The organism is Stutzerimonas xanthomarina DSM 18231, from assembly GCF_900129835.1.
GTDB classification, from domain to species: domain Bacteria; phylum Pseudomonadota; class Gammaproteobacteria; order Pseudomonadales; family Pseudomonadaceae; genus Stutzerimonas; species Stutzerimonas xanthomarina.
In genome coordinates this window covers 139,215-163,402 of record NZ_FQXA01000006.1, presented here as the reverse complement: position 1 = coordinate 163,402, position 24,188 = coordinate 139,215, and the positions used below count along the sequence as shown (strand labels likewise).

At 59.3% G+C, this 24,188-nt stretch carries 27 protein-coding genes; 22 read left to right on the top strand and 5 right to left on the bottom strand.

Going from position 1 to position 24,188, the window contains the following annotated elements; all coding sequences use genetic code 11:
• The first annotated feature begins 96 nt into the window (after positions 1–96).
• The 21 genes from trmJ (at position 97) to BUE09_RS15970 (ending at position 18,708) form a co-directional block, all read left to right on the top strand.
• Positions 97–873, top strand: a complete 777-nt coding sequence (gene trmJ / locus BUE09_RS16070) for a tRNA (cytosine(32)/uridine(32)-2'-O)-methyltransferase TrmJ (protein WP_073302338.1) — start codon at positions 97–99, stop codon at positions 871–873.
• Positions 873–1,649: a serine O-acetyltransferase gene (cysE, locus tag BUE09_RS16065; protein ID WP_073302336.1), complete on the top strand. Its 777-nt coding sequence runs from the start codon at positions 873–875 to the stop codon at positions 1,647–1,649. Before trmJ ends, cysE begins: the two co-directional genes overlap by 1 nt.
• Positions 1,650–1,828: 179 nt before the next feature.
• A complete protein-coding gene (gene iscR, locus BUE09_RS16060) occupies positions 1,829–2,320 on the top strand; it encodes a Fe-S cluster assembly transcriptional regulator IscR (RefSeq protein ID WP_073302334.1) in 492 nt (163 codons plus the stop codon).
• A 30-nt stretch (positions 2,321–2,350) separates the two neighbouring features.
• The gene (locus BUE09_RS16055; RefSeq protein WP_073302332.1) at positions 2,351–3,565 is read left to right on the top strand and encodes an IscS subfamily cysteine desulfurase; all 1,215 of its coding nucleotides are present in this window, start codon (positions 2,351–2,353) and stop codon (positions 3,563–3,565) included.
• A 47-nt stretch (positions 3,566–3,612) separates the two neighbouring features.
• Positions 3,613–4,005, top strand: a complete 393-nt coding sequence (gene iscU, locus BUE09_RS16050) for a Fe-S cluster assembly scaffold IscU (RefSeq protein WP_045425243.1) — start codon at positions 3,613–3,615, stop codon at positions 4,003–4,005.
• 10 nt (positions 4,006–4,015) lie between these two features.
• Complete coding sequence (gene iscA, locus BUE09_RS16045) at positions 4,016–4,339, top strand: iron-sulfur cluster assembly protein IscA (RefSeq protein WP_019341067.1); 324 nt, start codon at positions 4,016–4,018, stop codon at positions 4,337–4,339.
• 7 nt (positions 4,340–4,346) lie between these two features.
• Complete coding sequence (gene hscB / locus BUE09_RS16040; RefSeq protein WP_073302330.1) at positions 4,347–4,868, top strand: co-chaperone HscB; 522 nt, start codon at positions 4,347–4,349, stop codon at positions 4,866–4,868.
• Positions 4,869–4,909: 41 nt separating this feature from the next.
• Entirely contained in the window at positions 4,910–6,772 is a 1,863-nt protein-coding gene (gene hscA / locus BUE09_RS16035) for a Fe-S protein assembly chaperone HscA (RefSeq protein WP_073302328.1), read from the top strand.
• A 5-nt stretch (positions 6,773–6,777) separates the two neighbouring features.
• Positions 6,778–7,116 (top strand): ISC system 2Fe-2S type ferredoxin, encoded by a 339-nt coding sequence (fdx, locus tag BUE09_RS16030; RefSeq protein WP_073302653.1) that lies wholly within the window; start codon positions 6,778–6,780, stop codon positions 7,114–7,116.
• A 14-nt stretch (positions 7,117–7,130) separates the two neighbouring features.
• Entirely contained in the window at positions 7,131–7,328 is a 198-nt protein-coding gene (gene iscX / locus BUE09_RS16025; RefSeq protein ID WP_073302326.1) for a Fe-S cluster assembly protein IscX, read from the top strand.
• Between the two features lie 163 nt (positions 7,329–7,491).
• On the top strand, positions 7,492–7,923 hold the full coding sequence (gene ndk, locus BUE09_RS16020) for a nucleoside-diphosphate kinase (RefSeq protein ID WP_019341062.1): 432 nt from the start codon (positions 7,492–7,494) through the stop codon (positions 7,921–7,923).
• 20 nt (positions 7,924–7,943) lie between these two features.
• Complete coding sequence (rlmN, locus tag BUE09_RS16015; protein WP_073302323.1) at positions 7,944–9,092, top strand: dual-specificity RNA methyltransferase RlmN; 1,149 nt, start codon at positions 7,944–7,946, stop codon at positions 9,090–9,092.
• A 12-nt stretch (positions 9,093–9,104) separates the two neighbouring features.
• Positions 9,105–9,863: a type IV pilus biogenesis/stability protein PilW gene (gene pilW / locus BUE09_RS16010; protein ID WP_073302321.1), complete on the top strand. Its 759-nt coding sequence runs from the start codon at positions 9,105–9,107 to the stop codon at positions 9,861–9,863.
• The gene (locus tag BUE09_RS16005) at positions 9,860–10,867 is read left to right on the top strand and encodes a RodZ domain-containing protein (RefSeq protein WP_073302318.1); all 1,008 of its coding nucleotides are present in this window, start codon (positions 9,860–9,862) and stop codon (positions 10,865–10,867) included. Before pilW ends, BUE09_RS16005 begins: the two co-directional genes overlap by 4 nt.
• Before the next feature lie 2 nt (positions 10,868–10,869).
• On the top strand, positions 10,870–11,982 hold the full coding sequence (gene ispG, locus BUE09_RS16000; protein WP_073302316.1) for a flavodoxin-dependent (E)-4-hydroxy-3-methylbut-2-enyl-diphosphate synthase: 1,113 nt from the start codon (positions 10,870–10,872) through the stop codon (positions 11,980–11,982).
• Between the two features lie 14 nt (positions 11,983–11,996).
• A complete protein-coding gene (hisS, locus tag BUE09_RS15995; RefSeq protein WP_073302314.1) occupies positions 11,997–13,280 on the top strand; it encodes a histidine--tRNA ligase in 1,284 nt (427 codons plus the stop codon).
• A 40-nt stretch (positions 13,281–13,320) separates the two neighbouring features.
• Positions 13,321–13,962: a YfgM family protein gene (locus tag BUE09_RS15990; protein WP_073302312.1), complete on the top strand. Its 642-nt coding sequence runs from the start codon at positions 13,321–13,323 to the stop codon at positions 13,960–13,962.
• Positions 13,963–13,966: 4 nt separating this feature from the next.
• A complete protein-coding gene (bamB, locus tag BUE09_RS15985) occupies positions 13,967–15,115 on the top strand; it encodes an outer membrane protein assembly factor BamB (RefSeq protein ID WP_073302651.1) in 1,149 nt (382 codons plus the stop codon).
• Positions 15,116–15,221: 106 nt separating this feature from the next.
• Positions 15,222–16,700: a ribosome biogenesis GTPase Der gene (der, locus tag BUE09_RS15980; RefSeq protein WP_073302309.1), complete on the top strand. Its 1,479-nt coding sequence runs from the start codon at positions 15,222–15,224 to the stop codon at positions 16,698–16,700.
• 77 nt (positions 16,701–16,777) lie between these two features.
• Entirely contained in the window at positions 16,778–17,926 is a 1,149-nt protein-coding gene (locus BUE09_RS15975) for a pyridoxal phosphate-dependent aminotransferase (RefSeq protein WP_073302307.1), read from the top strand.
• On the top strand, positions 17,914–18,708 hold the full coding sequence (locus BUE09_RS15970) for an amidohydrolase (RefSeq protein WP_073302305.1): 795 nt from the start codon (positions 17,914–17,916) through the stop codon (positions 18,706–18,708). The genes BUE09_RS15975 and BUE09_RS15970 overlap by 13 nt, the downstream gene beginning before the upstream one ends.
• Positions 18,709–18,719: 11 nt before the next feature.
• Here the strand turns inward: BUE09_RS15970 and BUE09_RS15965 are convergent, their stop codons facing one another.
• From BUE09_RS15965 to BUE09_RS15945, 5 genes are all read right to left on the bottom strand, one after another.
• A complete protein-coding gene (locus BUE09_RS15965; RefSeq protein WP_073302303.1) occupies positions 18,720–19,100 on the bottom strand; it encodes a DUF2784 domain-containing protein in 381 nt (126 codons plus the stop codon).
• A gap of 5 nt (positions 19,101–19,105) precedes the next feature.
• Positions 19,106–19,732 (bottom strand): DUF2238 domain-containing protein, encoded by a 627-nt coding sequence (locus BUE09_RS15960; RefSeq protein WP_073302301.1) that lies wholly within the window; start codon positions 19,730–19,732, stop codon positions 19,106–19,108.
• Positions 19,733–19,862: 130 nt separating this feature from the next.
• On the bottom strand, positions 19,863–20,594 hold the full coding sequence (locus BUE09_RS15955) for an endonuclease (RefSeq protein ID WP_073302300.1): 732 nt from the start codon (positions 20,592–20,594) through the stop codon (positions 19,863–19,865).
• 92 nt (positions 20,595–20,686) lie between these two features.
• Positions 20,687–21,544 (bottom strand): carboxylate/amino acid/amine transporter, encoded by an 858-nt coding sequence (locus tag BUE09_RS15950; protein WP_073302298.1) that lies wholly within the window; start codon positions 21,542–21,544, stop codon positions 20,687–20,689.
• Between the two features lie 131 nt (positions 21,545–21,675).
• On the bottom strand, positions 21,676–22,734 hold the full coding sequence (locus tag BUE09_RS15945; RefSeq protein WP_073302295.1) for an NAD(P)-dependent alcohol dehydrogenase: 1,059 nt from the start codon (positions 22,732–22,734) through the stop codon (positions 21,676–21,678).
• 246 nt (positions 22,735–22,980) lie between these two features.
• Here BUE09_RS15945 and BUE09_RS15940 point away from each other — a divergent pair, with 246 nt between their 5' ends.
• The gene (locus BUE09_RS15940) at positions 22,981–24,135 is read left to right on the top strand and encodes a cytochrome P450 (RefSeq protein WP_073302293.1); all 1,155 of its coding nucleotides are present in this window, start codon (positions 22,981–22,983) and stop codon (positions 24,133–24,135) included.
• Positions 24,136–24,188: the final 53 nt, after the last annotated feature.

Genomic DNA, 24,188 nt, shown 5'->3' with positions numbered 1-24,188 from the left:
GTGTGTTGCTCGGCAAGGGGTCGTTCAGACGGTTAATGGCGAAGCTGCGGATCCTTCCTGTAAGCTTTCGGTCTGCTTCCTGATCGAGAGAAAACCGTGTCGCTACAGAGCATTCGCGTAGTGTTGGTCAATACCAGCCACGCCGGGAATATCGGCGGTGCGGCCCGTGCCATGAAAAATATGGGCTTAACGCGCCTGGTGTTGGTGGATCCGGAGGATTTTCCGAGTCCGAACGCCGTCGCTCGAGCCTCGGGTGCGACCGATATTCTTGATTCAGCGGAGATCGTAGCGACGCTTGAAGAGGCCTTGGTTGGCTGCAGCCTGGTGCTGGGCACGAGTGCCCGAGATCGTCGCATTCCTTGGCCGCTTCTGGATCCGCGCGAAACCGGTACGGTCTGTCTTGAACAAATCGAGCGAGGCGGTGAGGTTGCGTTGGTGTTTGGGCGCGAATATGCCGGGCTTACCAACGAAGAGCTTCAGCGCTGCCAGTACCATGTGCATATCCCATCAGATCCTGACTTCAGCTCGCTGAACCTGGCTGCGGCGGTGCAGGTGCTCGCTTATGAAGTGCGCATGGCCTGGCTGGCGGCAAACGACAAGCCGAGCAAGCAAGAGAAACTCGAAACCACCTCGATGCTGGACACTCAGCCGGTGACTGCCGATGAGCTCGAGCATTATTACGGTCATCTTGAGCAGACTCTGGTGGAAATCGGCTTCCTCGATCCCCAGAAACCCAGGCATCTTATGCCCCGCTTGCGCAGGCTTTACGGCCGTAGCGGGATCAGCAAGCTGGAGATGAACATTCTGCGCGGAATCCTTACCGAAACCCAGAAGGCCGTCCGCGGCGAGCCCCACAAGCGGAGAAGTGATTGATGTTCGAAGGTATGCGCGAAGATATCCAGAGCGTTTTCCATCGCGATCCGGCAGCGCGTAACGCATTCGAGGTCGTCACCTGTTACCCGGGCCTGCACGCTGTCTGGTTTCATCGGGTATCCCACTGGCTTTGGGTAAACGATTGCAAATGGTTGGCGCGGATGAATTCGAATCTGGCGCGTTGGCTGACGGGCATCGAAATTCATCCGGGCGCGCAGATAGGTCGGCGTTTCTTCATCGATCACGGGATGGGCATCGTTATTGGTGAAACGGCGCAGATCGGCGATGACGTCACGCTTTACCATGGGGTCACCCTGGGCGGTACCAGTTGGAACAAGGGCAAACGTCACCCGACGCTTGAAGATGGGGTGATCGTTGGGGCGGGGGCAAAAATTCTCGGCCCGTTCACGGTGGGTGCAGGCGCCAAGATCGGGTCCAATGCGGTGGTGACTCGTGCGATTCCGGCTGGCGCGACTGCTGTCGGGATTCCGGGCCGGGTGATCGCCAAGTCCGATGATGAGCAAGAGGCCAAGCGCAAGGCGATCGCTGAGAAGATTGGTTTCGATGCATACGGCGTGACCGAGGATATGCCTGATCCGGTGGCGCGTGCTATCGGTCAACTGCTTGATCATGTTCAGGCGGTTGAGGAGCGCATGGATGGCATGTGCAAGGCGTTAACTGCCCTTGGCAGCGATTATTGCGCAAAGCAGATGCCCGAGTTGCGCGAGGAAGATTTTGCTGAAGTTAAACGCGCTGGTGAAGAGTCTCGTCCCTGAAAGTGCGATGCGGCGGACGTGCTGTTATGATGGCCGTCTGTCAGCGGCATGTTAGCGCGGGCTCGCTTTGACACCTTCCTCGTGCGGCTAAAGTCCGAGTAATTTAATGGGGCTTATAGTTGATCTAAATAGTCGGGTATTGCATACTTGCCTCAAACCATGATGCTTGGTGCGAACCGATGCGATTGACTACCAAAGGCCGTTACGCCGTCACTGCGATGCTTGACCTTGCGCTGCATGCGCAACACGGTCCGGTGTCCCTCGCGGATATTTCCGAGCGGCAAGGCATCTCGCTTTCCTATCTCGAACAACTGTTTGCCAAGCTGCGCCGTGGCAGTCTGGTGACCAGTGTTCGCGGGCCGGGCGGTGGCTATCAACTCTCGCGCGACATGGCGGGCATTCAAGTTGCGCAAGTCATCGACGCGGTCAACGAGTCGGTGGATGCCACACGCTGCCAGGGGCTGGGTGACTGTCATTCGGGAGACACTTGTCTGACCCACCATCTCTGGTGCGATTTAAGTCAGCAGATCCACGAGTTTTTGAGTGGTATCAGTCTCGCGGATCTGGTGATGCGCCGCGAGGTTCAGGAAGTGGCTCTGCGTCAGGATATGCGCCGCGCTAATGGCCAGACTCCGCAACTGGATAAGATTGAAGCGTCCGCCATCGACTGAGCAGGACGACAGCCTGATAGGAGATACCTGATGAAGTTGCCGATTTACCTGGACTACTCCGCTACCACCCCCGTCGATCCTCGCGTCGCCGAGAAGATGGTTGAATGCCTGACCGCCGAAGGCAACTTTGGTAATCCGGCGTCGCGCTCCCATGCCTTTGGCTGGAAGGCCGAGGAGGCCGTCGAGAACGCACGTCGCCAAGTTGCAGAGCTGGTAAATGCCGATCCTCGCGAGATCGTCTGGACATCCGGTGCGACCGAGTCGGACAACCTGGCAATCAAGGGTGCTGCGCACTTCTACGCCTCCAAGGGCAAGCACATCGTGACCAGCAAGATCGAGCACAAGGCCGTTCTGGATACGACTCGCCAGCTCGAACGTGAAGGTTTCGAGGTGACTTATATTGAGCCTGGCGAGGACGGTGTGATTACGCCTGCCATGATCGAGGCAGCGCTTCGTGATGACACCGTCTTGGTGTCCATCATGCACGTCAACAATGAGATCGGAACAGTCAACGATATCGCCGCTATTGGTGAGCTCACCCGCCCGCGCGGCGTACTGTTTCACGTCGATGCTGCTCAGTCGACCGGGAAGGTTGAGATAGATCTGGAAAAGATGAAGGTCGATCTGATGTCCTTCTCTGCTCACAAAACCTATGGCCCCAAAGGTGTTGGTGCCCTTTATGTGCGGCGCAAGCCGCGCGTACGACTGGAAGCCCAGATGCATGGCGGTGGGCATGAGCGCGGCATGCGCTCGGGCACGTTGGCGGCGCATCAATCGGTCGGCATGGGTGAGGCGTTCCGCATCGCCAAGGAAGAGATGGTTGATGAAAATGAGCGTATTACCAAGCTGCGCGACCGCTTTTCCAAGCAGGTTGAGCATCTGGAAGAGCTTTATGTAAACGGCAGCATGACCGCACGCGTGCCGCACAACCTGAACCTGAGTTTCAACTATGTCGAGGGCGAGTCGCTGATCATGGCGCTCAAGGATCTGGCAGTTTCCTCTGGTTCGGCCTGTACCTCTGCTTCGCTGGAACCGTCTTATGTGCTCCGTGCGCTGGGTCGTAATGACGAACTGGCACATAGCTCGATCCGTTTTACTTTCGGTCGCTTCACCACCGAAGAGGAAGTCGATTACGCCGCGCGGAAAGTCAGCGAGGCAGTAACAAAATTGCGTGAGCTTTCACCTTTGTGGGACATGTTCAAGGATGGCGTCGATATTTCACAGGTCGAGTGGGCAGCCCACTGATTGGATCCGTCGAGTTCCGCATAGCCTGATTCAATGAGGATTGCACCATGGCATACAGTGACAAGGTCATTGACCACTACGAAAATCCCCGTAACGTCGGCAAGTTCGACGCTGAGGACCCATCCATCGGCACTGGCATGGTCGGCGCTCCGGCCTGCGGCGATGTGATGCGCCTGCAGATCAAGGTCAACGAGCAGGGAGTCATCGAAGACGCCAAGTTCAAGACCTATGGTTGCGGCTCGGCCATCGCCTCCAGCTCTCTCGCCACCGAGTGGATGAAGGGTAAGACGCTGGAAGAGGCCGAAACCATCAAGAATACTCAGCTGGCTGAAGAGCTGGCGCTGCCGCCGGTGAAGATCCATTGCTCGGTACTGGCAGAGGACGCCATCAAGGCGGCTGTTCGCGATTACCGTGAGAAGAAAGGGTTGCCGCAGGCCTAAGGGGGTATCGATGGCTATCAGCATGACAACCGCCGCTGCCGAACACGTGCGCCGTTCTCTGGAAGGTCGCGGCAAGGGCCTCGGGGTCCGATTGGGTGTACGCACTACAGGCTGTTCTGGCTTGGCCTACGTTCTTGAATTCGTGGATGAAGCGGCTGCAGAGGACTCAGTCTTCGACAGCAATGGCGTGAAGGTGATCATCGATCCGAAGAGCCTCGTGTACCTCGATGGCACCGAGCTCGACTTTGTCCGGGAGGGGCTGAACGAAGGCTTCAAGTTCAATAACCCTAACGTGCGTGGCGAATGCGGCTGCGGCGAAAGTTTCAATATCTGAGGGCGCTGTGGGAACTCCCTGTCACTACGCGCTGTTCGAGCTGCAGCCGACGTTCGATATCGATCCGGAAAGCCTGTCGTCTCGTTATCGCGAGCTGGCGCGCCAAGTTCATCCTGACCGCTTTGCTGACGCGGGGGAAGCAGAGCAGCGCCATGCCATCGAACGCTCGACGAATCTGAATGAGGCCTATCAAACCCTTAAAATCCCATCGCATCGGGCTCGCTACTTGTTGACGCTCGAGGGTCGCGAGCTGCCGCTGGAGGCGACCGTCCAGGATTCGGCGTTTCTTATGCAGCAAATGCAGTGGCGCGAAGAGCTCGAAGAACTGCAGGACAACGCCGATTTCTCAGGCATAGCTTCTTTCAAGGGTCGGCTCAAGGCGGCTCAGCAGAATCTGAATGATTCGTTCGCCGGCATCTGGCGGGATGAGTCGCAGCGCGAGCTGGCAGAACGGCTTGTGCGCCGCATGCAATTCCTCGACAAGCTATCCCAGGAAGTGCGCCAGTTGGAAGAGCGCCTCGACGATTAACCCCGCGTAGCCCCAGACGCTGCGCCCGATATCAGACAGACATGGCCTTACTTCAGATAGCTGAACCCGGACAAAGCCCGCAACCCCACCAGCGCCGCCTGGCGGTTGGCATCGATTTGGGCACCACCAACTCGCTCGTTGCAGCGCTGCGCAGTGGCGTTACGGCGCCGTTGGCTGATGCCGATGGAGAGGTGATTCTGCCTTCAGTGGTGCGTTATCACGACGATCACGTCGAGGTGGGGCGAGCGGCGATAGCTGCTGCTGCCAGCGATCCGTTGAACACCATCCTGTCCGTCAAACGTTTGATGGGGCGGGGAGTCGGTGATGTGAAACAGCTGGGCGGACAGCTGCCGTATCGGTTCAGCGAGGGGCAGTCACAAATGCCGTTCGTTGAGACGGTGCAAGGCGCTAAAAGCCCGGTCGAGGTCTCTGCTGAAATTTTGCGCGTGTTGCGCGAGCGTGCGGAGGCAGCGTTGGGCGGCGAGCTGGTCGGTGCGGTGATCACGGTCCCGGCATATTTCGATGATGCGCAACGTCAAGCGACCAAGGACGCTGCACGCTTGGCTAATCTCAACGTGTTGCGCCTGCTTAACGAGCCTACCGCCGCAGCCGTCGCTTACGGTCTGGACCGCGAAGCTGAAGGCGTCGTGGCGATCTATGACCTGGGCGGTGGTACCTTCGATATCTCCATCCTGCGCCTGACCAAAGGCGTATTCGAAGTGTTGGCTACCGGCGGAGATACCGCGCTCGGGGGTGACGACTTCGATCATGCGATAGCTGGCTGGATTTTGGGGCAGGCGGGTGCACCTGAGGATCTCGATCCAGGTGCCCAGCGGGCGGTGCTGAAAATGGCGTGCGATGCCAAGGAGCAGCTCAGCCGCGCCGAGTCGGTCGAGATGCGCTATGCCGGCTGGCAGGGTGTGCTGACACGCGCAACATTTAACGAGCTCATTGATCCGCTGATCGCGCTCAGCCTCAAGTCCTGTCGACGTGCATTGCGTGATTCGTCTGTCGAGATGGAAGAGATCCAGGCGGTGGTCATGGTTGGCGGCTCCACCCGGGTTCCGCGGGTGCGCGAGCGGGTTGGCGAGATGTTCGGTCAAGATCCACTGACCGATATCGATCCTGACCAGGTTGTTGCCATCGGTGCGGCGATCCAGGCTGAGACGTTGGCTGGCAACAATCGCGATGGTGAGGAATTGTTGCTGCTCGACGTCATCCCGCTGTCGCTGGGTTTGGAAACGATGGGCGGTTTGATGGAGAAGATCATTCCGCGCAACACCACGATTCCCGTTGCGCGAGCGCAGGATTTCACGACGTACAAAGATGGCCAGTCGGCCATGATGATTCACGTGCTGCAAGGTGAACGTGAGCTTATTGCTGACTGCCGTTCGCTGGCTCGCTTCGAACTGCGCGGCATCCCGCCGATGGTGGCCGGCGCCGCGAAAATCCGCGTGACCTTTCAGGTCGACGCCGACGGGCTGCTCAGTGTATCGGCTCGAGAACTGGCGTCTGGCGTCGAATCGAGCATTCAGGTGAAGCCTTCCTACGGGCTGACCGACGGTGAGATCGCTCGCATGCTGGAAGATTCTTTTCACAAAGCCAACGATGACAAGGCAGCCCGTGCGCTACGTGAGCAACTGGTCGATGCGCAACGGTTGCTCGAAGCGGTTGAGGGTGCCCTGGCTGTAGACGGCGAGCGCCTGCTCAGTGAGGAGGAGCGCGTGGCGATCGATTCGCAGATGGTGGGTCTTCGCGAGCTTCTCGATAGTCAGGATGGGGTTGCCATCGAACGCCAGATCAAACGCCTGAGCCAGATCACCGATGCCTTTGCTGCGCGCAGGCTGGATTCAACCGTCAAGGCCGCATTGGCTGGGCGACGGCTTAACGATATCGAGGAATGACCCAGATGCCGCAGATTGTTTTCCTGCCCCATGCCGACCATTGCCCTGACGGGGCGGTGGTGGAAGCGCAGCCCGGCGAGACCGTGCTTGATGCCGCGCTGCGAAATGGTATCGACATTGAACATGCCTGTGAAAAGTCTTGCGCCTGCACAACCTGTCACGTAGTGATCCGTGAGGGCTTTGCCTCGCTGGAAGCTTCGGATGAGCTTGAGGATGACATGCTGGACAAGGCGTGGGGGCTCGAACCCAATTCTCGGTTGTCCTGTCAGGCAGCTGTTGCGGACGTCGACTTGGTGGTCGAGATTCCGAAATACACCATCAATCAAGTCTCGGAAGGCCATTGAGAGCGAGGTGAAGCATGGCGCTTAAGTGGTCTGATGTGCTGGATATCGCGATTGAACTGGCCGAAAGCAAGCCAAATGTAGATCCGCGTTATGTGAACTTTGTCGAGCTGCACCGTTGGGTCGTCGAGCTGCCGGATTTCTCGGATGATCCGAAGCGCGGCGGCGAAAAGGTGCTCGAAGCCATACAGGCTGCCTGGATAGAAGAAGTCTAGAGCCAGCGGGCACCTGGGTGCCGAGCTTCGAGCGGAAGCACGCGCATTACGGCCTCCGCCGCCAGTAAGCAGGTCACAGCTACCCTTATATTTTCATTCGTGACCCGCGTATAATTCGCGGGTTTACTCGTTTGTTTTAACCTATCGATTTCTGGAGTTTCAAATGGCCCTGCAACGCACTTTCTCCATCATCAAGCCTGACGCCGTCGCCAAGAATGTTATCGGCGAGATCACTTCCCGTTTCGAGAAGGCCGGGCTGCGCGTCGTTGCGTCGAAAATGGTCCAGCTGTCCGAGCGTGAAGCGGGTGGGTTCTACGCCGAGCACAGCGAGCGCGGTTTCTTCAAGGATCTGGTTGCGTTCATGGTTTCCGGTCCGGTCATCGTTCAGGTTCTGGAAGGCGAAGACGCCATCGCCAAGAACCGTGAGCTGATGGGTGCTACCAACCCGAAAGAAGCTGCTGCCGGCACCATTCGCGCTGATTTCGCCGTGTCCATCGACGAGAACGCCGTCCATGGTTCCGATTCCGAAGCGTCCGCAGCTCGCGAGATTGCCTATTTCTTCTCCGCCACCGAAGTGTGTGCCCGCATTCGCTGATCAGGCGAAGGTGAATTCAGATGACTGTTATGACCGGTAAAGTGAATCTGCTGGGGCTGACCCAGCCCCAGCTGGAAAGCTTCTTCGATTCAATAGGGGAGAAGCGCTTTCGTGCCGGTCAGGTGATGAAATGGATTCACCACTTTGGCGTCGATGACTTCGATGCCATGAGCAACATCGGCAAGGCCCTGCGCGAAAAGCTCAAGGCCTCTGCCGAGATCCGCGGCCCCGAAATTGTCAGCGAAGACATCTCCACTGACGGCACCCGTAAATGGGTGGTGCGCGTGGCTTCGGGTAGCTGTGTGGAAACTGTCTATATTCCCCAGGGTGGGCGGGGCACGCTCTGCGTTTCCTCCCAGGCTGGCTGCGCGTTGGACTGCAGTTTCTGTTCGACCGGCAAGCAAGGTTTCAATAGCAATCTTACCGCTGCCGAAGTGATCGGGCAGGTGTGGATTGCCAACAAGTCGTTCGGCACCATCCCGGCTAAGGTCGATCGCGCCATCACCAATGTGGTGATGATGGGCATGGGCGAGCCCCTGCTTAATTTCGACAATGTCGTCGCTGCCATGCAGATCATGATGGACGATTTGGGCTACGGTATTTCCAAACGCAAGGTAACGCTGTCGACGTCCGGCGTAGTGCCGATGATCGAAGAGCTGTCCAAGGTCATCGACGTATCCCTGGCGCTGTCACTGCACGCGCCGAACGATGCGCTGCGTGATCAGTTGGTACCGATCAACAAGAAGTATCCTCTGGATATGCTGCTGGCGGCCTGCCAGCGCTATATCTCCAACTTGGGCGAGAAACGCGTTCTTACGATTGAATACACGCTTCTGCAGGGTATTAATGACCAGCCCGAACACGCCGAGCAGATGATCACGCTCTTGGCGAAGATTCCCTGCAAGATCAATCTGATCCCGTTCAATCCGTTCCCTCATTCCGGATATGAGCGGCCGAGCAACAATGCGATCCGTCGTTTTCAGGACATCCTGCATAAAGCCGGGCACAATGTGACGGTACGTACCACTCGTGGTGAGGATATCGATGCCGCCTGCGGCCAACTGGTCGGACAGGTGATGGATCGCACACGCCGAAGCGAGCGTTACATCGCAGTGCGAGAGCTGCAGTCCGAGCCAGGTACGGCGTCCATTGCTACGAACCGTTCCTGAGGGATTTTGCTGATGATATTGCGCGTTGCGCTGCTGTTTCTGCTCGCCGGCCTGATAGCTGGTTGTGTGTCCTCCGGATCGGGTAACCCGATGCGTACCTCCGAAGGTCGTGACGAAGCGCGAGACGCCTATATCCAGCTTGGCATCGGCTATTTGCAGCAAGGCGAGGCCTCGCGTGCCAAATCGCCGCTACGCAAAGCGCTCGAGTTGGATCCCAATAGCGCGGATGCTCATGCAGCATTGGCACTGGTATTTCAGAACGAGATGGAACATCAGCTAGCAGACGAGCATTACCGCAAGGCGCTGTCTAGCCGCAACGACGCCCGTATTCTCAACAACTACGGCAGCTTTCTCTTCGAGCAGAAGCGCTATCCGGAAGCGATGGAGCGTTTTGTAAAGGCAGCCGAAGACAATCTCTATTCCGGGCGCTCCCACGTCTTTCAGAACATGGGCATGACCGCATTGATGCTAGGCCAGCGAGAGCAAGCCGAAACCTATTTTACTCGCGCCTTGCGCCTCGACAGCCGGCAGCCGCGAGCCCTGCTCGAATTGGCAGTGATGGCGTATGAAGACAAGCAGTACGTTCCGGCAAAACGCTACTACGACGGTTTCAGCAGTCTTTCCGAGCAGAATGCTCGCAGTCTGTTGCTGGGCATTCGTTTGGCGAACATCCATCAGGACCGCGATCAGGCGGCGAGCCTGGGTTTGCAGCTCAAGCGCCTGTATCCGGGGACCTCTGAATATCAACAGTTTGTTTCGGAGCAACGATGATAGCGCCCCATTCTGAAGCCGCTGCCCCGACGGCTCTGGCCAACCCAGGCGAAACGTTGCGCGCTGCGCGTGAGGATAAAAACTGGTCCGTCTCTTCGGTGGCCAAGCAGCTCAACCTTTCGGAGCGATCACTCACCCAGATCGAGGCGGGTGACTTCAGTCAGCTGCCCGGTCATACGTTTGCCCGCGGCTACGTTCGCGCTTACGCCAAGCTGCTGGGCCTGGACCAGAATCGTCTGGTACAGCAGTTCGACCATCATACCGGTACGGATGCTACCGGCAGCAGCGTCAACAGTCTTGGCCACATTGATCAACCCGTGCGCCTGTCGCGTAGCATGGTGCGCTTCTTTACCTTCATCCTGACGCTGGTGATCGGGGTCGGCGCGTTCTTGTGGTGGCAAGAGCGCTCAGCTCGTACCGAGTCAGGTCCGTCGGTTTCCGCGCTTGAGCGAATCGAGGTAGAAGCTGCAGACGGCACTACCGAGATTCATCTACTCGACCGTACCGAGGAACCTGCCGAGCTCGCGATCGAGGCACCGGTCAACTCGATGCCATCGGAAACCAACGACGAGGCCCAATCTACCGACACCGAAATGTTGCCGGCAGATGAGCAGCCAGCAGTCGAAACGGCAGCCGAAATACCAGATCCACAGGATGAGACTGCCACGTCCAGTGAAGCATTGGTCGCTGTGGAGGCTGACGCTGAACCTGCGCCGGTGGCTGACGTGACCGAGGTGGCTGAAGCGGAGACCGTCGCGCCGGGGGAAGGTCGTTTGACCTTGGACTACACGGCGGATTGCTGGACGCGAGTTACCGATGCGAATGGCGAAGTGCTCTACAGCGGTTTGGCTAAAGCGGGCAGCAGCCGCACCCTGGTCGGCGAAACACCACTGGACCTGCATCTGGGCTTTGCGTCCGGCGTGCAGGTCAGCTTCAACGGTGAAGCCGTCAGTCTTTCTGGCAAAACGCGCGGCGAAACTGCGCGTCTCAAGCTCGGACAGTAAACATGCACAGTGAGTCTCCTATCAAGCGTCGCCATACCCGGAAAATCTGGGTTGGCAACGTACCGGTCGGCGGCGATGCGCCTATCGCCGTACAGAGCATGACCAATACCGAAACCTGCGACGTCGATGCCACGGTTGCGCAGATCGAGCGGCTGCAGAATGCCGGCGCAGACATCGTTCGTGTGTCGGTGCCTTCGATGGAAGCCGCCGAGGCGTTCGGCAAGATCAAGCAGCGCGTCGGTTTGCCATTGGTGGCGGACATTCATTTTGACTATCAGATCGCTCTGCGCGTCGCCGAGCTTGGCGTTGACTGCCTGCGCATCAACCCGGGCAATATCGGCCGCGAAGACAGGGTCCGTGCCGTGGTTGAAGCGGCACGCGACCGTGGCATCCCGATCCGCATCGGTGTCAATGCCGGTTCGCTGGAAAAAGATCTGCAGAAAAAGTACGGCGAGCCGACGCCCGAGGCACTGGTTGAGTCGGCGTTGCGCCATGTCGAGCATCTCGACCGGCTGAACTTCCCGGATTTCAAAGTGAGCGTTAAAGCTTCGGACGTGTTCATGGCCGTAGCGGCCTATCGGCTCCTGGCAGACAAGATCGAGCAGCCGTTGCATCTGGGCATTACCGAAGCCGGTGGCTTGCGCTCGGGTACGGTCAAATCTGCCGTCGGGTTGGGCATGCTGCTCGCCGAAGGCATCGGCGACACCATTCGGATTTCGCTGGCGGCTGACCCGGTGGAAGAAATCAAGGTCGGTTTCGACATTCTCAAGTCGCTGCGTCTACGCTCGCGCGGGATCAATTTCATCGCCTGTCCAAGTTGCTCGCGGCAGAACTTCGATGTGGTGAAGACCATGAACGAGCTCGAGGGTCGGCTTGATGATCTGCTTGTGCCTATGGACGTCGCGGTGATCGGCTGTGTCGTCAACGGGCCCGGCGAAGCCAAGGAAGCACACATCGGTCTGACGGGTGGCACGCCGAACAACCTCATTTATATCGACGGCAAGCCGGCACAGAAGCTGAACAATGAAAATCTGGTCGATGAACTGGAGCAGCTGATTCGTCGCAAGGCCACCGAGAAGGCCGAAACTGACGCTGCGCTGATCCTGCGCAGCTGAATTAAGGAACCGAATTGAGCAAGTCCCTGCAAGCCATTCGTGGCATGAACGATATTCTGCCGGCCCAGACGCCGGTCTGGCGCTACCTCGAAACGACCTTCGCACAGCTGCTCGATAGCTACGGTTACAACGAAATCCGTCTGCCGATCCTCGAGTTTACCGATCTGTTCGCCCGCGGAATCGGCGAGGGAACCGATGTGGTCGACAAGGAGATGTACACTTTTCTCGATCGTAACGAGGAATCCCTGACGCTGCGTCCCGAGGGTACTGCCGGTTGCGTGCGTGCAGTGCTCGAACATGGTATGACCGGCGGCGGCCAGGTGCAGAAGCTCTGGTATGCCGGTCCCATGTTTCGTTACGAGAAGCCGCAGAAAGGCCGCTATCGCCAGTTCCATCAGATTGGGGTAGAAGTTTTCAATCAGCCGGGGCCGGATGTCGATGCCGAGCTTATCGTGCTGACGGCCCGGCTGTGGAAGCAGCTCGGAATGTCCGATGCGGTCACCCTGCAGCTGAACAGCCTCGGCTCCAGCGAAGCGCGCGCGACCTATCGCGATGCGTTGGTGGCCTATCTTCAGCAGCATTTCGATCAGCTCGACCAAGACAGTCAGCGCCGCCTAACCAGTAACCCTCTGCGCATTCTCGATAGCAAAAATGCCCAGACCCAGGTGCTGCTGGCCGATGCGCCTAGCTTGCATGACTACCTGGACGACGAATCGCGCGCCCATTTCGACGGCCTCAAGGCTCGGCTCGAAGCAGCGGGAATCGACTATCAGATCAATCCAAAGCTGGTCCGTGGCCTCGATTACTACGGCCGTACCGTGTTCGAGTGGGTGACCGACAAACTGGGCTCGCAAGGTACTGTGTGCGCGGGTGGTCGGTATGACGGGCTGGTCAGTCAGTTTGGCGGCAAGCCGACGCCGGGTGTCGGCTTCGCCATGGGCGTTGAACGTCTGGTACTGCTACTCGAAACGCTAGAATTGGTGCCAAGCGAACTCAACCAGCCGGCGCATGCATTCATCTGTGCTTTTGGCGAAGCGGCTGAGCTTGCGGCGCTGGGCCTGGCGGAGCGGTTGCGGGATGCGTTACCCGGCCTGCGCCTGCTGGTCAACGCGGGCGGCGGGAGCTTCAAGAGTCAGTTCAAGAAGGCTGACAAGAGCGGTGCCCGTTTTGCGCTGATTCTGGGTGACGACGAACTGGCCGGGCGCGTGGTAGGTTGCAAGCCGCTGCGCGACGACAGCGAACAGCAAAGCATTGCCTGGGATGCTCTACCCGAGCGTCTGGCTGCCTGTCTAGCGTGAGCGGACGGGTCTGATTTCAGCGAATTTAAGGAGTGACAGTGTGACCTCGGGTACCGAAGAAGAACAGCTGGCGCAAATCAAGGAGTGGTGGCAGCAGAACGGCAAGCCATTGCTGTTGGGGGGCGCGCTTGCTCTGGCGCTGGTGTTCGGCTGGCAGTTCTGGCAGAAGCATCAACTCAATCAGGCGCAGAACGCCTCGACGGTCTATCAGCAGTTGCTGAACGCCGCGTTGGAAGAAGGCGGAGCAGATACTGGCGAAGTCTCGCGCCTGGGCAATCTGCTGCAGAAAGAGTTTGCCGGTTCTCATTACGCTCAGTACGGCAGTCTTTTCGTCGCCAAGGTCGCGGTAGAGTCTGGCCGTCTCGACGAAGCTGCCACCGAACTCCAGGCCGTGCTGGACAAGCCTGCTGACAAGACCCTGGAAGAGCTGGCTCGTCAGCGTTTGGCCCGTGTTCTGGCAGCGCAGGACAAGGCAGAAGAAGGGCTAGCGCTACTGCAAGGCGAGGCTGTCGAAGCATTTGCCGCCAGTCGTGAGGAGTTGCGGGGCGATCTGCTGGTTCAGCTGGAGCGTCCCGAAGAAGCCCACGCCGCCTATTCCAAAGCAAAAGAACTGCTGTCTCAGGACGCCGCAATTGGCGGCTTACAGCTGAAACTTGACGATCTGGCTCGTGGAGAGGCGTGAATTGATGCGTTGGAAAACTGCAGCATTGCTGACCCTGGCCGTTCTGGCGGCGGGTTGCAGCAGCAATGACAAGAAAGACCCCGAACCCGCCGAGCTGGTCAAGTTTGAGGCTGAAATTCAGCTGAAAGAACAATGGAGCCGTTCCATCGGCGAAGGCCAGGGCGAGACCTATAACCTACTGGCCCCCGTCGTCTACGGTAACGAGATATTTGCCGCCGATGTCGAAGGGTTGGTCGTTGCGATGGACCGTTCGACCGGCAAGGTCAACTGGAAGAACGACCTGGAAGTGCCGATTTCGGGTGCCGTAGGCGCTGGCTATGGCCTGGTTCTGGTCGGTACCCTGCGTGGCGAAGTGCTGGCCTTGGATGTCTCCACAGGCGAAGAGCGCTGGCGCAGCCAGGTCAGTAGCGAGGTGCTTGCCGCGCCCGCAGTGAATGGTGACGTGGTTGTTGTCCAGACGCAGGATGACCGTGTCATCGCGCTTGAAATTGACACCGGCGCACAGCGTTGGAGCTACGAAAGTTCGCCAGCCGTTCTGACTCTGCGCGGTACGGGTTCACCGCTGCTGACTAACGAGCTGGCGATTGCCGGCCTGTCCAGCGGCAAGGTCGTGGCGTTGGACACCCGCCGCGGGTTGCCAATCTGGGAGCAGCGGATCGCCGTGCCGCAAGGTCGTTCCGAACTCGAGCGCGTCGTCGATATCGACGGCGGTCTGCTGCTTTCAGGTGGGACCCTGTATGTCGCGTCTTTCCAGGGCCGCGCCGCAGCGTTGGATCTGGAGAGTGGTCGAATTCTCTGGCAGCGTGATGCATCGACGGCGACCGGCCTAGCGAAGGGGTATGGCAGCGTTTACGTGAGCCAGGCCGACGGTACGGTTCTAGGCATCGATGAGCGATCGACAACCGTGCTGTGGAGTAATGATTCACTGCTGCGTCGGCAGCTGTCCGCTCCGGAGGTTTTTTCCAGCTATGTCGTAGTGGGTGACAAGGAGGGGTATCTACACTTCCTCAGCCAGGTCGATGGGCGTTTCGTTGCACGCACCCGTATCGACAGTGACGGAGTGCGAGCCCGACCCGTGGTCGAAGGCGACTGGCTGTATGCCTACGGTAACGACGGAAAGCTTGTCGCGCTGACCATTCGCCAGGCCGACTGACAGCTTCACGTCGCGCACGCTGTTCCGCCCAGGCGGAGCAATAATTATCTGGCCGCTGCCTTGCAGCGGCCTTCGTGTTTTCTGAAATATCGCAGTGGAGAGCCGCATGGTTCCCGTAATCGCCCTGGTGGGTCGCCCGAACGTTGGCAAATCTACCCTGTTTAACCGTCTGACCAAGAGCCGTGACGCCATTGTTGCGGAATATGCCGGTCTGACTCGTGATCGCCAGTATGGCGAGGCCAAATGGCAGGGCCGCACTTACATCGTCATCGACACTGGTGGTTTGACCGGCGATGAAGAGGGCATCGATGCCAAGATGGCCGAGCAATCTCTGCAAGCCATGCAAGAGGCTGATGCAGTCATGTTCATGGTTGATGCGCGTGCTGGCATGACGCCTGGCGATCAGATGATCGCCGAGCATTTGCGCAAAATGAACAAGCGCCACTTTTTAGTGGCGAACAAGGTCGACAGCATTGATCCCGATATAGCCCGCGCTGAGTTCAGTCCGCTGGGCCTCGGTGATGCCCTGCCGATCGCCGCCGCTCATGGCCGCGGTATCAGCTACATGCTGGAGCAGGCACTTGGTGTGTTTCCCAAGGACAACGCCGAGGTTGCTGAAAACGAGGGTGAAGAAGGCGAAGCGGTCGCTGATGGCGAGGAACTCAAACGCATTCCTGGGCCGAGCGAAAAGGATGGCATCAAGATCGCGATCATCGGTAGGCCTAACGTGGGCAAGTCCACGTTGGTCAACCGCATGCTTGGCGAAGAGCGGGTCATTGTCTATGACCAGGCCGGCACAACCCGCGACAGCATCTACATCCCGTTCGAACGTGACGATGAAAAGTACACGCTGATCGATACGGCTGGTGTGCGTCGCCGTGGCAAGATTTTCGAGGCGGTAGAAAAGTTCTCGGTGGTCAAGACGCTGCAGGCGATCCAGGACTCGAACGTGGTCATTTTCGTCATGGATGCCCGCGAAGGCGTGGTCGAACACGATCTAAATCTGCTTGGCTTCGTGCTGGAAAGCGGCAGAGCGCTGGTTATTGCGCTGAATAAATGGGACGGCATGGAGCCGAGCGAGCGCGATTATGTGAAGACCGAGCTGGAGCGCCGGTTGTTCTTTGTCGAGTTTGCTGACATCCATTTTATATCCGCCAAGCATGGTACCGGCGTCGGCAACCTGTACAAGTCGGTGCAGGCTTCGTTCACCTCGGCCGTTACCCGCTGGCCTACCAGCCGCCTGACGCAGATCCTAGAAGACGCCGTACGCGAGCATGCGCCGCCGATGGTCGCCAGTCGCCGAATCAAGTTGCGCTATGCGCACCTGGGTGGCGCCAACCCGCCATTGATCGTGATTCACGGCAACCAGGTCGACTCGATCCCCAAGTCCTATACGCGTTATCTGGAGAATACCTACCGGCGCGTTCTGAAGCTGGTCGGTACGCCCATTCGTATCGAGTACAAGGGTGGCGAAAACCCTTTCGAGGGCAAGAAGAACACCCTGACCGACCGCCAGGTCAACAAGAAGCGCCGGCTTATGTCCCACCACAAGAAGGCCGAGAAAAAGCGTCGCGACAAACGATAGCCTCAAGTTGGAAGCCGTGAGCTGGAAGTGTTCATACTTGCGGCTTGTGCTTCCAACTTCCAGCGCCGAGCGAACTCATGATCTCCAGCAAACTGCCCAATGTCGGCACCACCATTTTCACCACCATGTCTCAGCTGGCGGCTGAAACCAGTGCGCTGAACCTGTCCCAGGGCTTCCCGGATTTCGACGGCCCTGATGCGCTGCGTGAAGCCGTGGCGCGTCATGTCATGGCCGGGCATAACCAGTACGCGCCGATGACCGGCTTGCCGGCGTTGCGCGAGCAAGTGGCGGTCAAAGTCGCATCGCTCTATGGTCGCCAAGTCAGCGCTGACGCCGAAGTCACTATTACCCCCGGGGCGACCCAGGGCATCTTTTGTGCGATCCACGCGGTCATTCGCCCCGGCGATGAAGTGATTGTCTTCGATCCCTGCTACGACAGTTACGAGCCTGCTGTGGAGCTCGCCGGCGGGGTCTGTGTCCATCAGGCGCTGAGCCTGCCGAGCTTCGCCATCGATTGGCAGAAACTGGCCGATGCGCTTACGCCCCGCACCCGAATGATCGTGCTGAACACGCCGCACAATCCCAGCGGGGCACTGATCGATGCAGCAGATCTGGATCGCCTGGCCGAGCTGATCCGCGACAGGGATATCTACCTGCTGAGCGACGAGGTCTACGAGCATCTCGTTTTTGACGGCCGGCAGCATGCCAGCGTACTGCGCCACGACGAGCTGTATCAGCGTGCCTTCGTCGTCAGCTCCTTCGGCAAGACCTACCACGTCACCGGCTGGAAGACAGGGTATGTGGTCGCGCCTGCCGCGCTCAGCAGTGAGCTGCGCAAGGTCCATCAATACGTCAGCTTCACAGGCGTTACGCCATTGCAGTGGGCGCTTGCCGATTTCATGGCGGCGCATCCAGAGCATCTGAGCGAGTTGCCCGCGTTCTATCAAGCCAAGCGCGATCTGTTCTGCGATCTGCTGGCCGGCTCGCGTTTCAGCTTTACCCGTGCGGCGGGCACCTATTTCCAGCTCGCCGACTATTCGGCAATTCGACCGGATCTCGATGACGTCGCCATGGCCGAATGGCTCACCCGCGAGCACGGTGTCGCAAGTATTCCGATTTCGGTGTTCTATCAAACGCCTCCTGCAGAATCGCGGCTGGTCCGCTTCTGCTTCGCCAAACGAGAGGAGACGCTGCGCCAAGCAGCAGAACGACTATGCGCGATCTGAACGATTTGCCGGACCTCGAGCTGGCCCTGATCCAGACCAGCCTCGTCTGGCAGGACGCTACCAGCAACCGCGAGCGCTTCGTTGACTTGCTCGACCAAGCCCGTGGGGCCGATCTCATCGTATTGCCGGAGATGTTCACCACGGCCTTTTCGATGAACTCATCGGAACTGGCTGAACCCGAAGAGGGCCCGACCTATAGCTGGCTGCGCGAGCAAGCAGCGCGCATGAACGCGGTGATCACCGGCAGCGTGATCATCGAGGCGGCGGATGGCAGTCACCGCAACCGCCTGCTTTGGGCACGGCCGAACGGCGAGATTTCCCACTACGACAAGCGTCATCTGTTCCGCATGGCCGGTGAGCACAAGCACTACACGGCAGGCGAGCAGCAGGCGCTGTTCGAGCTGAACGGTTGGCATGTGCGCCCGCTGATCTGCTACGACTTGCGCTTCCCGGTCTGGAGCCGCGACCCCCACGACACCGACCTGCTGCTTTACACGGCCAATTGGCCCGCTGCGCGACGTAATGCCTGGAATCGCCTGCTGCCGGCACGCGCCATTGAGAACATCTGCTATGTCGCGGCGGTGAATCGAGTCGGCGAAGACGGCAAGGGCTACCCCTACAGCGGCGACAGCCAGGTGCTGGATTACCTGGGTGATCCGCTGCTGGAGGCGGGCGAGGCCGCCGGTGTATTCCGAACCACCTTGCGCGCCCGAGACCTGGCCGCCTTCCGCAGCAAGTTCCCGGCGTATCACGACGGCGATGAATTCGAACTGAAGTTCTAACTCGCTGCGTGTCAGCTTGGCGGCGCTGCCGTGCGCCGCCAGCGCCACACCAGCCAGCCATAGGTCAGCAGATTAGCGAGCACCACGATGGCGGCCAACAGGTATTGCGTCGGCACGCTCAGCCAGCTCGGATAGATCACCGGCAGCAGATACTGCTCAACGAAGCTGGTGTTGTAGCCGGCACCACCCGCCAGATGCTGCAGCCGGTTCTCCCAATGCGTAAGCGGGCACAGACGCCCAGTCAGCTCGACGAAAACGCCCCAGACCACCGCCGGTAGATGCAGCCACAGTAGGTGGCGCTTCCAGGCCACCAGCAGCCCACCCAGCAGCACGAAGACGATAAAGCCCAGATGCAGAAGCAGCACGGCGTCAGCGGCGAAGCGATAGAGCATGACGATTATCCTGCTGCGCCGGGCTTCGCTCGCCGGGCAATCTGCCGGTCCTGAAGACCTGCCAGCCCGGTGACTGAAAGCAGAGCGCCGAGCAGCGCCATAAGCATGTCTGACTGAGTATCCCAGGGGTCGCCTTGAGTGCCGAGGAAATCTTCCGCGCCTTGCCCAGCAATCAGCGCTACCCACCATTCGATCAGCTCATAGAAGGCGCTGAATGCCAGGGCAATGCAGAGCGCGAGAAACCCCAGCATTTTTCCCGGCACAACCATGTGGCGGCGTAGCAGGACTTCCCGTGCGAGCAGTGCAGGCGTTACGCCCTGTATGAAATGGCCAAGCTTGTCGTACGGGTTTCGGCTGAGATCGAACCACTCCTGCACCCAGAACCCTGGCGGTACCCGGGCGTAGGTGTAGGTGCCGCCGAGAATCAATATCAGCGCATGGATTGCAATCACTGCGTAAAGCAGACGGGTAAGCGGGAAATGCCGATAGCTGAGCAGCAGGACAGGGATGGCGATCAACACCGGCGCGACTTCCAGCAGCCAGGTTGCGCGGTCGTACGGGGCGATGCCTGAGGCGAGCAGAGCCAACATAACCACCAGGCTGAGGGTTGCGTAGAGCGTCTTGTCCTGCATAGTGAATTGTCGTGATCGCAGTAGGAGGCCTCAGCATGCCGTGCTCGAGTGGCTACATGCAATATCGCGAGCGAGGCCTCGGTTTACCGGATCAGGCCTTCCGGCGGGGGCTCGCTGTTGGCTGATTCCCTCAGCTCCGCTCAGGGCGGATTGCAGCCGAACGAGCAATCGATTTGGCGCAGCGGTTGAGGTCCACCGGCCCCACGTAGCGGTTCGCATTGCCTTGCACGCAGGCAATGCTGCGGTTACGCCATTGCTCCCATTCGTTGACCGGGTGCTGGCGATTCCAGATAGCGTAGAGGCGGCGATCCTGCTTTGACAGGCGCAGCCCATAGCGTTCGCTCATGTACAGATAGGTTCGAGCGATGGCGCCCCGGCTGTATTCCGGAGGCATGGCGGTGCGTTGTTTGAAGTTCACCACGAAGGGGCAGGCGCCGTACTGGCTTGGTTTCTCGCTGAGCATGCCAAAGCCATAGTTGCTGCGGTCGCCGTTGACCTCACCCACGACCGGGACGAGGTTATGCAGGTCGGCTTCGGCCTTGCTGAATACCGGATCGTTCGAAGTGCAGTATTTGCGCCCGCCCTGTTGCCAGCATTGACGTTGGTGACCAATCACCCAGGCCGGAACGATGTGCTCCCATTCCACGCGGGCGGCACGCTTGGGCTGTTTACGCGGGATGTAACCGCAACTGGCGAGATCGATTCGCTTGCCCTTGAAGGCGCAGCCGCAATAGAAATCCACCGGCCGTTCGGCGTAGATATGCCTGGCCAGCTTCTTCGCTTCGCGAAAGGTGCGCGGCGCCTCGGCATGAGCGACTGGAACGAAAAACAGGACGAGCAGGAGCAGGCTGAAACGGCGCATGGATATCTCGACGACTGACTGAGAAATGCATCCATGCGGGGCGCCGCAATCTTACCGGTGTGTAAAACAGAAAATATATGAAAAACAACGAGTTAGATGGCCGTTCGTCGGCCCAGTCGATTGATCCATAGCGAGGCGAGAATGATCAGCCCGCCGATGGCGAGCAACAGCAGGTTGGTTGCCGTGCCCCAGAACAGCAAATTGAGTACCAGCCCCACCGGGACCGCCATGTTGTTCATGACGGCCAAGGTTCCGGCATCCACCTGAGTGGCACCCTTATTCCAGCAGAACTGACCCAGAGCGGTGGCCAGTATTCCCATCCATAGCAATACACCCCACTGGCTGGTCGTTGTCGGCAGCTTGTCGGCGTCGCCGAACAACAGCCAGGCCGGCAGTACTATGATCAACGCCCCTAGGAAGAAATAGCCGAAGCGTCGATGCAGCGGGATAGCTGAGGGATAACGCTGGGCCAGATGCTTGTAGCCCACCTGCCCGGCAGCGAAGGTGAAGTTGGCCAGCTGCATCAGCAGAAAGCCGCCAAGAAAGTCACCGGATACGCCGTCATAGCGGATCAGACCGGCGCCGAACACGGCAACTGCAGCAGCCACTAACGCCCAGGGGTTGAAGCGGCGATTCAGCGCGTCGTCGATCAGCGTCACGTGCAGCGGCGTCAATACCGTGAACAGCAGCACCTCGGCCACGGTCAAGACGTTGAAGCTCAGGTACAGGCACAGGTAGGTCACCCCGAATTGCAGCGCGCCGACCAGGGTCACGCCCGCAATGAAGCCCGGCGCGACGCCGCGCCAGCGGGTGAACGGAAGGAAAACCAGGCCGGCGAGAACGACGCGCGTGAGCACGGCGAAATAGCTGTCCACCTGGCCGGCCAGGTAGGCGCCGATCAGGTTGAAGGAAAACGCCCAGAGTAGCGTGACGAAAATCAGGTTGCGCATGCCGGCTCCTCAGCAGAAGGCCCGCGACCTTAGCGGTTCATCTGCAAAGAAGGAAGACCCGGCTCGCCAGGCTATGGCGTCCAGTGTGGAAGTAACTGGCGCGTCCGGATTGGCGCGCCAGTAGCGGAGCGTCAAGCGGACTTGAGCGAGGCCATATCGATCACGAAGCGGTACTTCACGTCGCTCTTGAGCATGCGCTCATAGGCTTCGTTGATGTTCTGGATATCGATCATCTCGATGTCCGAAACGATGCTGTGCTCAGCGCAGAAATCGAGCATTTCCTGGGTCTCGGCAATGCCCCCGATCAACGAGCCGGCCAGGCGGCGGCGCTTGAAGATCAGCCCGAATACGCTGGGCGAGGGGTGCGGCGAAGCGGGAGCGCCCACCAGCGTCATAGTCGCGTCGCGCTTGAGCAACGACAGAAACGCGTCAAGGTTGTGCGGGGCTGCGACGGTGTTGAGGATGAAGTCGAAGCTGTTCAAGTGCGCGGCCATCTCGTCCTTGTTCTTCGAGACCACGACTTCGCTGGCGCCAAGGCGTAGAGCGTCTTCCTTTTTATCCGGCGAGGTGGTGAAAAGCACCACATGCGCGCCCATGGCGTTAGCTATTTTGACAGCCATATGACCAAGGCCGCCGAGGCCGACCACGCCCACTTTCTGGCCTGGGCCAACTTTCCATTGGCGCAGTGGTGAGTACGTCGTGATACCGGCGCACAGCAGCGGTGCGACGGCAGCCAGGTTGGCTTCGGTATGGGAGATGCGCAGAACGAATTTCTGGTCCACTACGATGGTGTCCGAGTAGCCACCAAAGGTGTTCTCGCCACCACCGAACGCGGGACCGTTGTAGGTGCCGACAAAACCGTTCTCGCAGTATTGCTCGAGGCCCTCGCTGCAAGAAGAGCAGCTCTGGCAGCTGCCCACCAGGCAGCCGACACCAGCGATGTCATCGAGCTTGAAACTGCTGACTGCCGAGCCTACAGCTACGACGCGGCCAACGATCTCGTGGCCGGGAACGGATGGATAGAGCGTATTGTTCCACTCGTTGCGGGCGGTGTGCAGGTCGGAGTGGCAGACCCCGCAGTACAGGACTTCGATCTGCACGTCATGCTCGCCCAGCGCACGGCGTTGAAAGCTGAACGGAGCAAGTGGCGTCGTGGGATCAAGGGCGGCATAGCCTTGGGCATCTATCATGTTTGTGTCTCCGTTAGGGGAAGCAGAGGGCAAAGTCTGGTGGCCTGTGTAGGGTTCAATAAGTCCATTTCGGCGCTGAGGCCCTGATACTGCGTTGCTGCTCCTCACCATAGCCAGCTATGACTCGTCGCAGCGCCTTGTCTCAGCACCTCAGTCGTCCGAACGTGAGTTGATCAACCAACCGTACAGGCCATGAGACCAAAAAAGGTTGCCGAATTTCGGCACCCCGGTAAACGAGGAAACCAAATGAGCGAAGAACCGAAGTCGGATTGGGATCCACGATCCGCTGATGTACTGGCTGACCAAATCGCTGCCTATGATGCGCTACGGGCGCGTTGTCCCGTGGCACACAGCGAGTACCTGCAATGGTCGGTGCTGCGCCACGCCGACGTCATGCAAGTTTTGCTGGACCATGAGACCTTCAGCAGTGCGGTGTCCAGCTATCCCTCGGTGCCCAATGGAATGGACCCGCCAGAGCACACGTCGTTTCGTCGGCTGATCGAACCGTATTTCGCGCCCCAGCACATGCAGGCTTTCGAGCCTCGCTGCCGGGCGATTGCACACGAGTTGGCCGCCTCGCTGCCGAAGGCCGGTGAGGTTGAGCTGATCAACGGTTTTGCCCAGGATTTCGCACTGCGCATCCAGTGCGCGTTCATGGGCTGGTCGACCGACCTGCACGAACCCCTGCGCCAATGGACCGGCAAAAACCACAAGGCGACCTTGGCAGGTCTCCATGCCGCGAAAGCCGAAGTCGCGCTCGAGTTCGACGGCTACATTAGGGGCATTCTCGAAACGCGTCGCGCCGAGGGCGGCATGCCAGGCGAGGACCCCACGGATCGCCTGCTCAACGAGCAGGTCGAGGGACGCCCCCTGAGCGATGAAGAAATTGTCAGCATCTTGCGCAACTGGACGGTGGGCGAGCTGGGAACCATCTCGGCCAGCGTAGGCATCGTCACGCATTACCTGGCCGCGCGGCCGGAACTGCAGCGACAGCTACGCGAAGACTTGTCGCTGCTGCCAGCGGCCATCGATGAGATCCTGCGTATTGACGCGCCGCTGATCGCCAATCGCCGGACCACTACCCGTGCGGTGGAACTGGGCGGGCGCAGGATCGAGGCAGGGGAACGGCTGACCTTGCTCTGGGCTTCGGCTAATCGCGACGAGCAGGTATTCGGCGATCCCGATGCGTTTCGCCTGGACCATGATCCTTCGCTGAATCTGCTCTATGGTGCGGGCATTCACGTGTGCCCGGGTGCACCGCTGGCGCGCATGGAGCTGCGTATCGTGATGGAGGAGCTGCTGACGCAGACGCGCCACATCGCCCTGCTGCCTGATCAGCCCCCAGTCCGCGCGTGCTATCCGGCCGGTGGTTTCAGCGAGTTGCCGCTGCATATCGATTGAGCAGATCTTTTCAGCTTCTGAAAGTGCCACTGGCGAGCCCTGCGGGGCTCGCC

What these genes read in the sequence shown, in the direction of transcription:
- cysE (WP_073302336.1), top strand. Translation starts at nt 873, where the DNA reads ATGTTCGAAGGTATGCGCGAAGATATCCAGAGCGTTTTCCATCGCGAT.
- iscR (WP_073302334.1), top strand. Translation starts at nt 1,829, where the DNA reads ATGCGATTGACTACCAAAGGCCGTTACGCCGTCACTGCGATGCTTGAC.
- BUE09_RS16055 (WP_073302332.1), top strand. Translation starts at nt 2,351, where the DNA reads ATGAAGTTGCCGATTTACCTGGACTACTCCGCTACCACCCCCGTCGAT.
- iscU (WP_045425243.1), top strand. Translation starts at nt 3,613, where the DNA reads ATGGCATACAGTGACAAGGTCATTGACCACTACGAAAATCCCCGTAAC.
- iscA (WP_019341067.1), top strand. Translation starts at nt 4,016, where the DNA reads ATGGCTATCAGCATGACAACCGCCGCTGCCGAACACGTGCGCCGTTCT.
- hscA (WP_073302328.1), top strand. Translation starts at nt 4,910, where the DNA reads ATGGCCTTACTTCAGATAGCTGAACCCGGACAAAGCCCGCAACCCCAC.
- fdx (WP_073302653.1), top strand. Translation starts at nt 6,778, where the DNA reads ATGCCGCAGATTGTTTTCCTGCCCCATGCCGACCATTGCCCTGACGGG.
- iscX (WP_073302326.1), top strand. Translation starts at nt 7,131, where the DNA reads ATGGCGCTTAAGTGGTCTGATGTGCTGGATATCGCGATTGAACTGGCC.
- ndk (WP_019341062.1), top strand. Translation starts at nt 7,492, where the DNA reads ATGGCCCTGCAACGCACTTTCTCCATCATCAAGCCTGACGCCGTCGCC.
- rlmN (WP_073302323.1), top strand. Translation starts at nt 7,944, where the DNA reads ATGACTGTTATGACCGGTAAAGTGAATCTGCTGGGGCTGACCCAGCCC.
- pilW (WP_073302321.1), top strand. Translation starts at nt 9,105, where the DNA reads ATGATATTGCGCGTTGCGCTGCTGTTTCTGCTCGCCGGCCTGATAGCT.
- BUE09_RS16005 (WP_073302318.1), top strand. Translation starts at nt 9,860, where the DNA reads ATGATAGCGCCCCATTCTGAAGCCGCTGCCCCGACGGCTCTGGCCAAC.
- ispG (WP_073302316.1), top strand. Translation starts at nt 10,870, where the DNA reads ATGCACAGTGAGTCTCCTATCAAGCGTCGCCATACCCGGAAAATCTGG.
- bamB (WP_073302651.1), top strand. Translation starts at nt 13,967, where the DNA reads ATGCGTTGGAAAACTGCAGCATTGCTGACCCTGGCCGTTCTGGCGGCG.
- der (WP_073302309.1), top strand. Translation starts at nt 15,222, where the DNA reads ATGGTTCCCGTAATCGCCCTGGTGGGTCGCCCGAACGTTGGCAAATCT.
- BUE09_RS15975 (WP_073302307.1), top strand. Translation starts at nt 16,778, where the DNA reads ATGATCTCCAGCAAACTGCCCAATGTCGGCACCACCATTTTCACCACC.
- BUE09_RS15970 (WP_073302305.1), top strand. Translation starts at nt 17,914, where the DNA reads ATGCGCGATCTGAACGATTTGCCGGACCTCGAGCTGGCCCTGATCCAG.
- BUE09_RS15965 (WP_073302303.1), bottom strand. Translation starts at nt 19,100, where the DNA reads ATGCTCTATCGCTTCGCCGCTGACGCCGTGCTGCTTCTGCATCTGGGC.
- BUE09_RS15960 (WP_073302301.1), bottom strand. Translation starts at nt 19,732, where the DNA reads ATGCAGGACAAGACGCTCTACGCAACCCTCAGCCTGGTGGTTATGTTG.
- BUE09_RS15955 (WP_073302300.1), bottom strand. Translation starts at nt 20,594, where the DNA reads ATGCGCCGTTTCAGCCTGCTCCTGCTCGTCCTGTTTTTCGTTCCAGTC.
- BUE09_RS15950 (WP_073302298.1), bottom strand. Translation starts at nt 21,544, where the DNA reads ATGCGCAACCTGATTTTCGTCACGCTACTCTGGGCGTTTTCCTTCAAC.
- BUE09_RS15945 (WP_073302295.1), bottom strand. Translation starts at nt 22,734, where the DNA reads ATGATAGATGCCCAAGGCTATGCCGCCCTTGATCCCACGACGCCACTT.
- BUE09_RS15940 (WP_073302293.1), top strand. Translation starts at nt 22,981, where the DNA reads ATGAGCGAAGAACCGAAGTCGGATTGGGATCCACGATCCGCTGATGTA.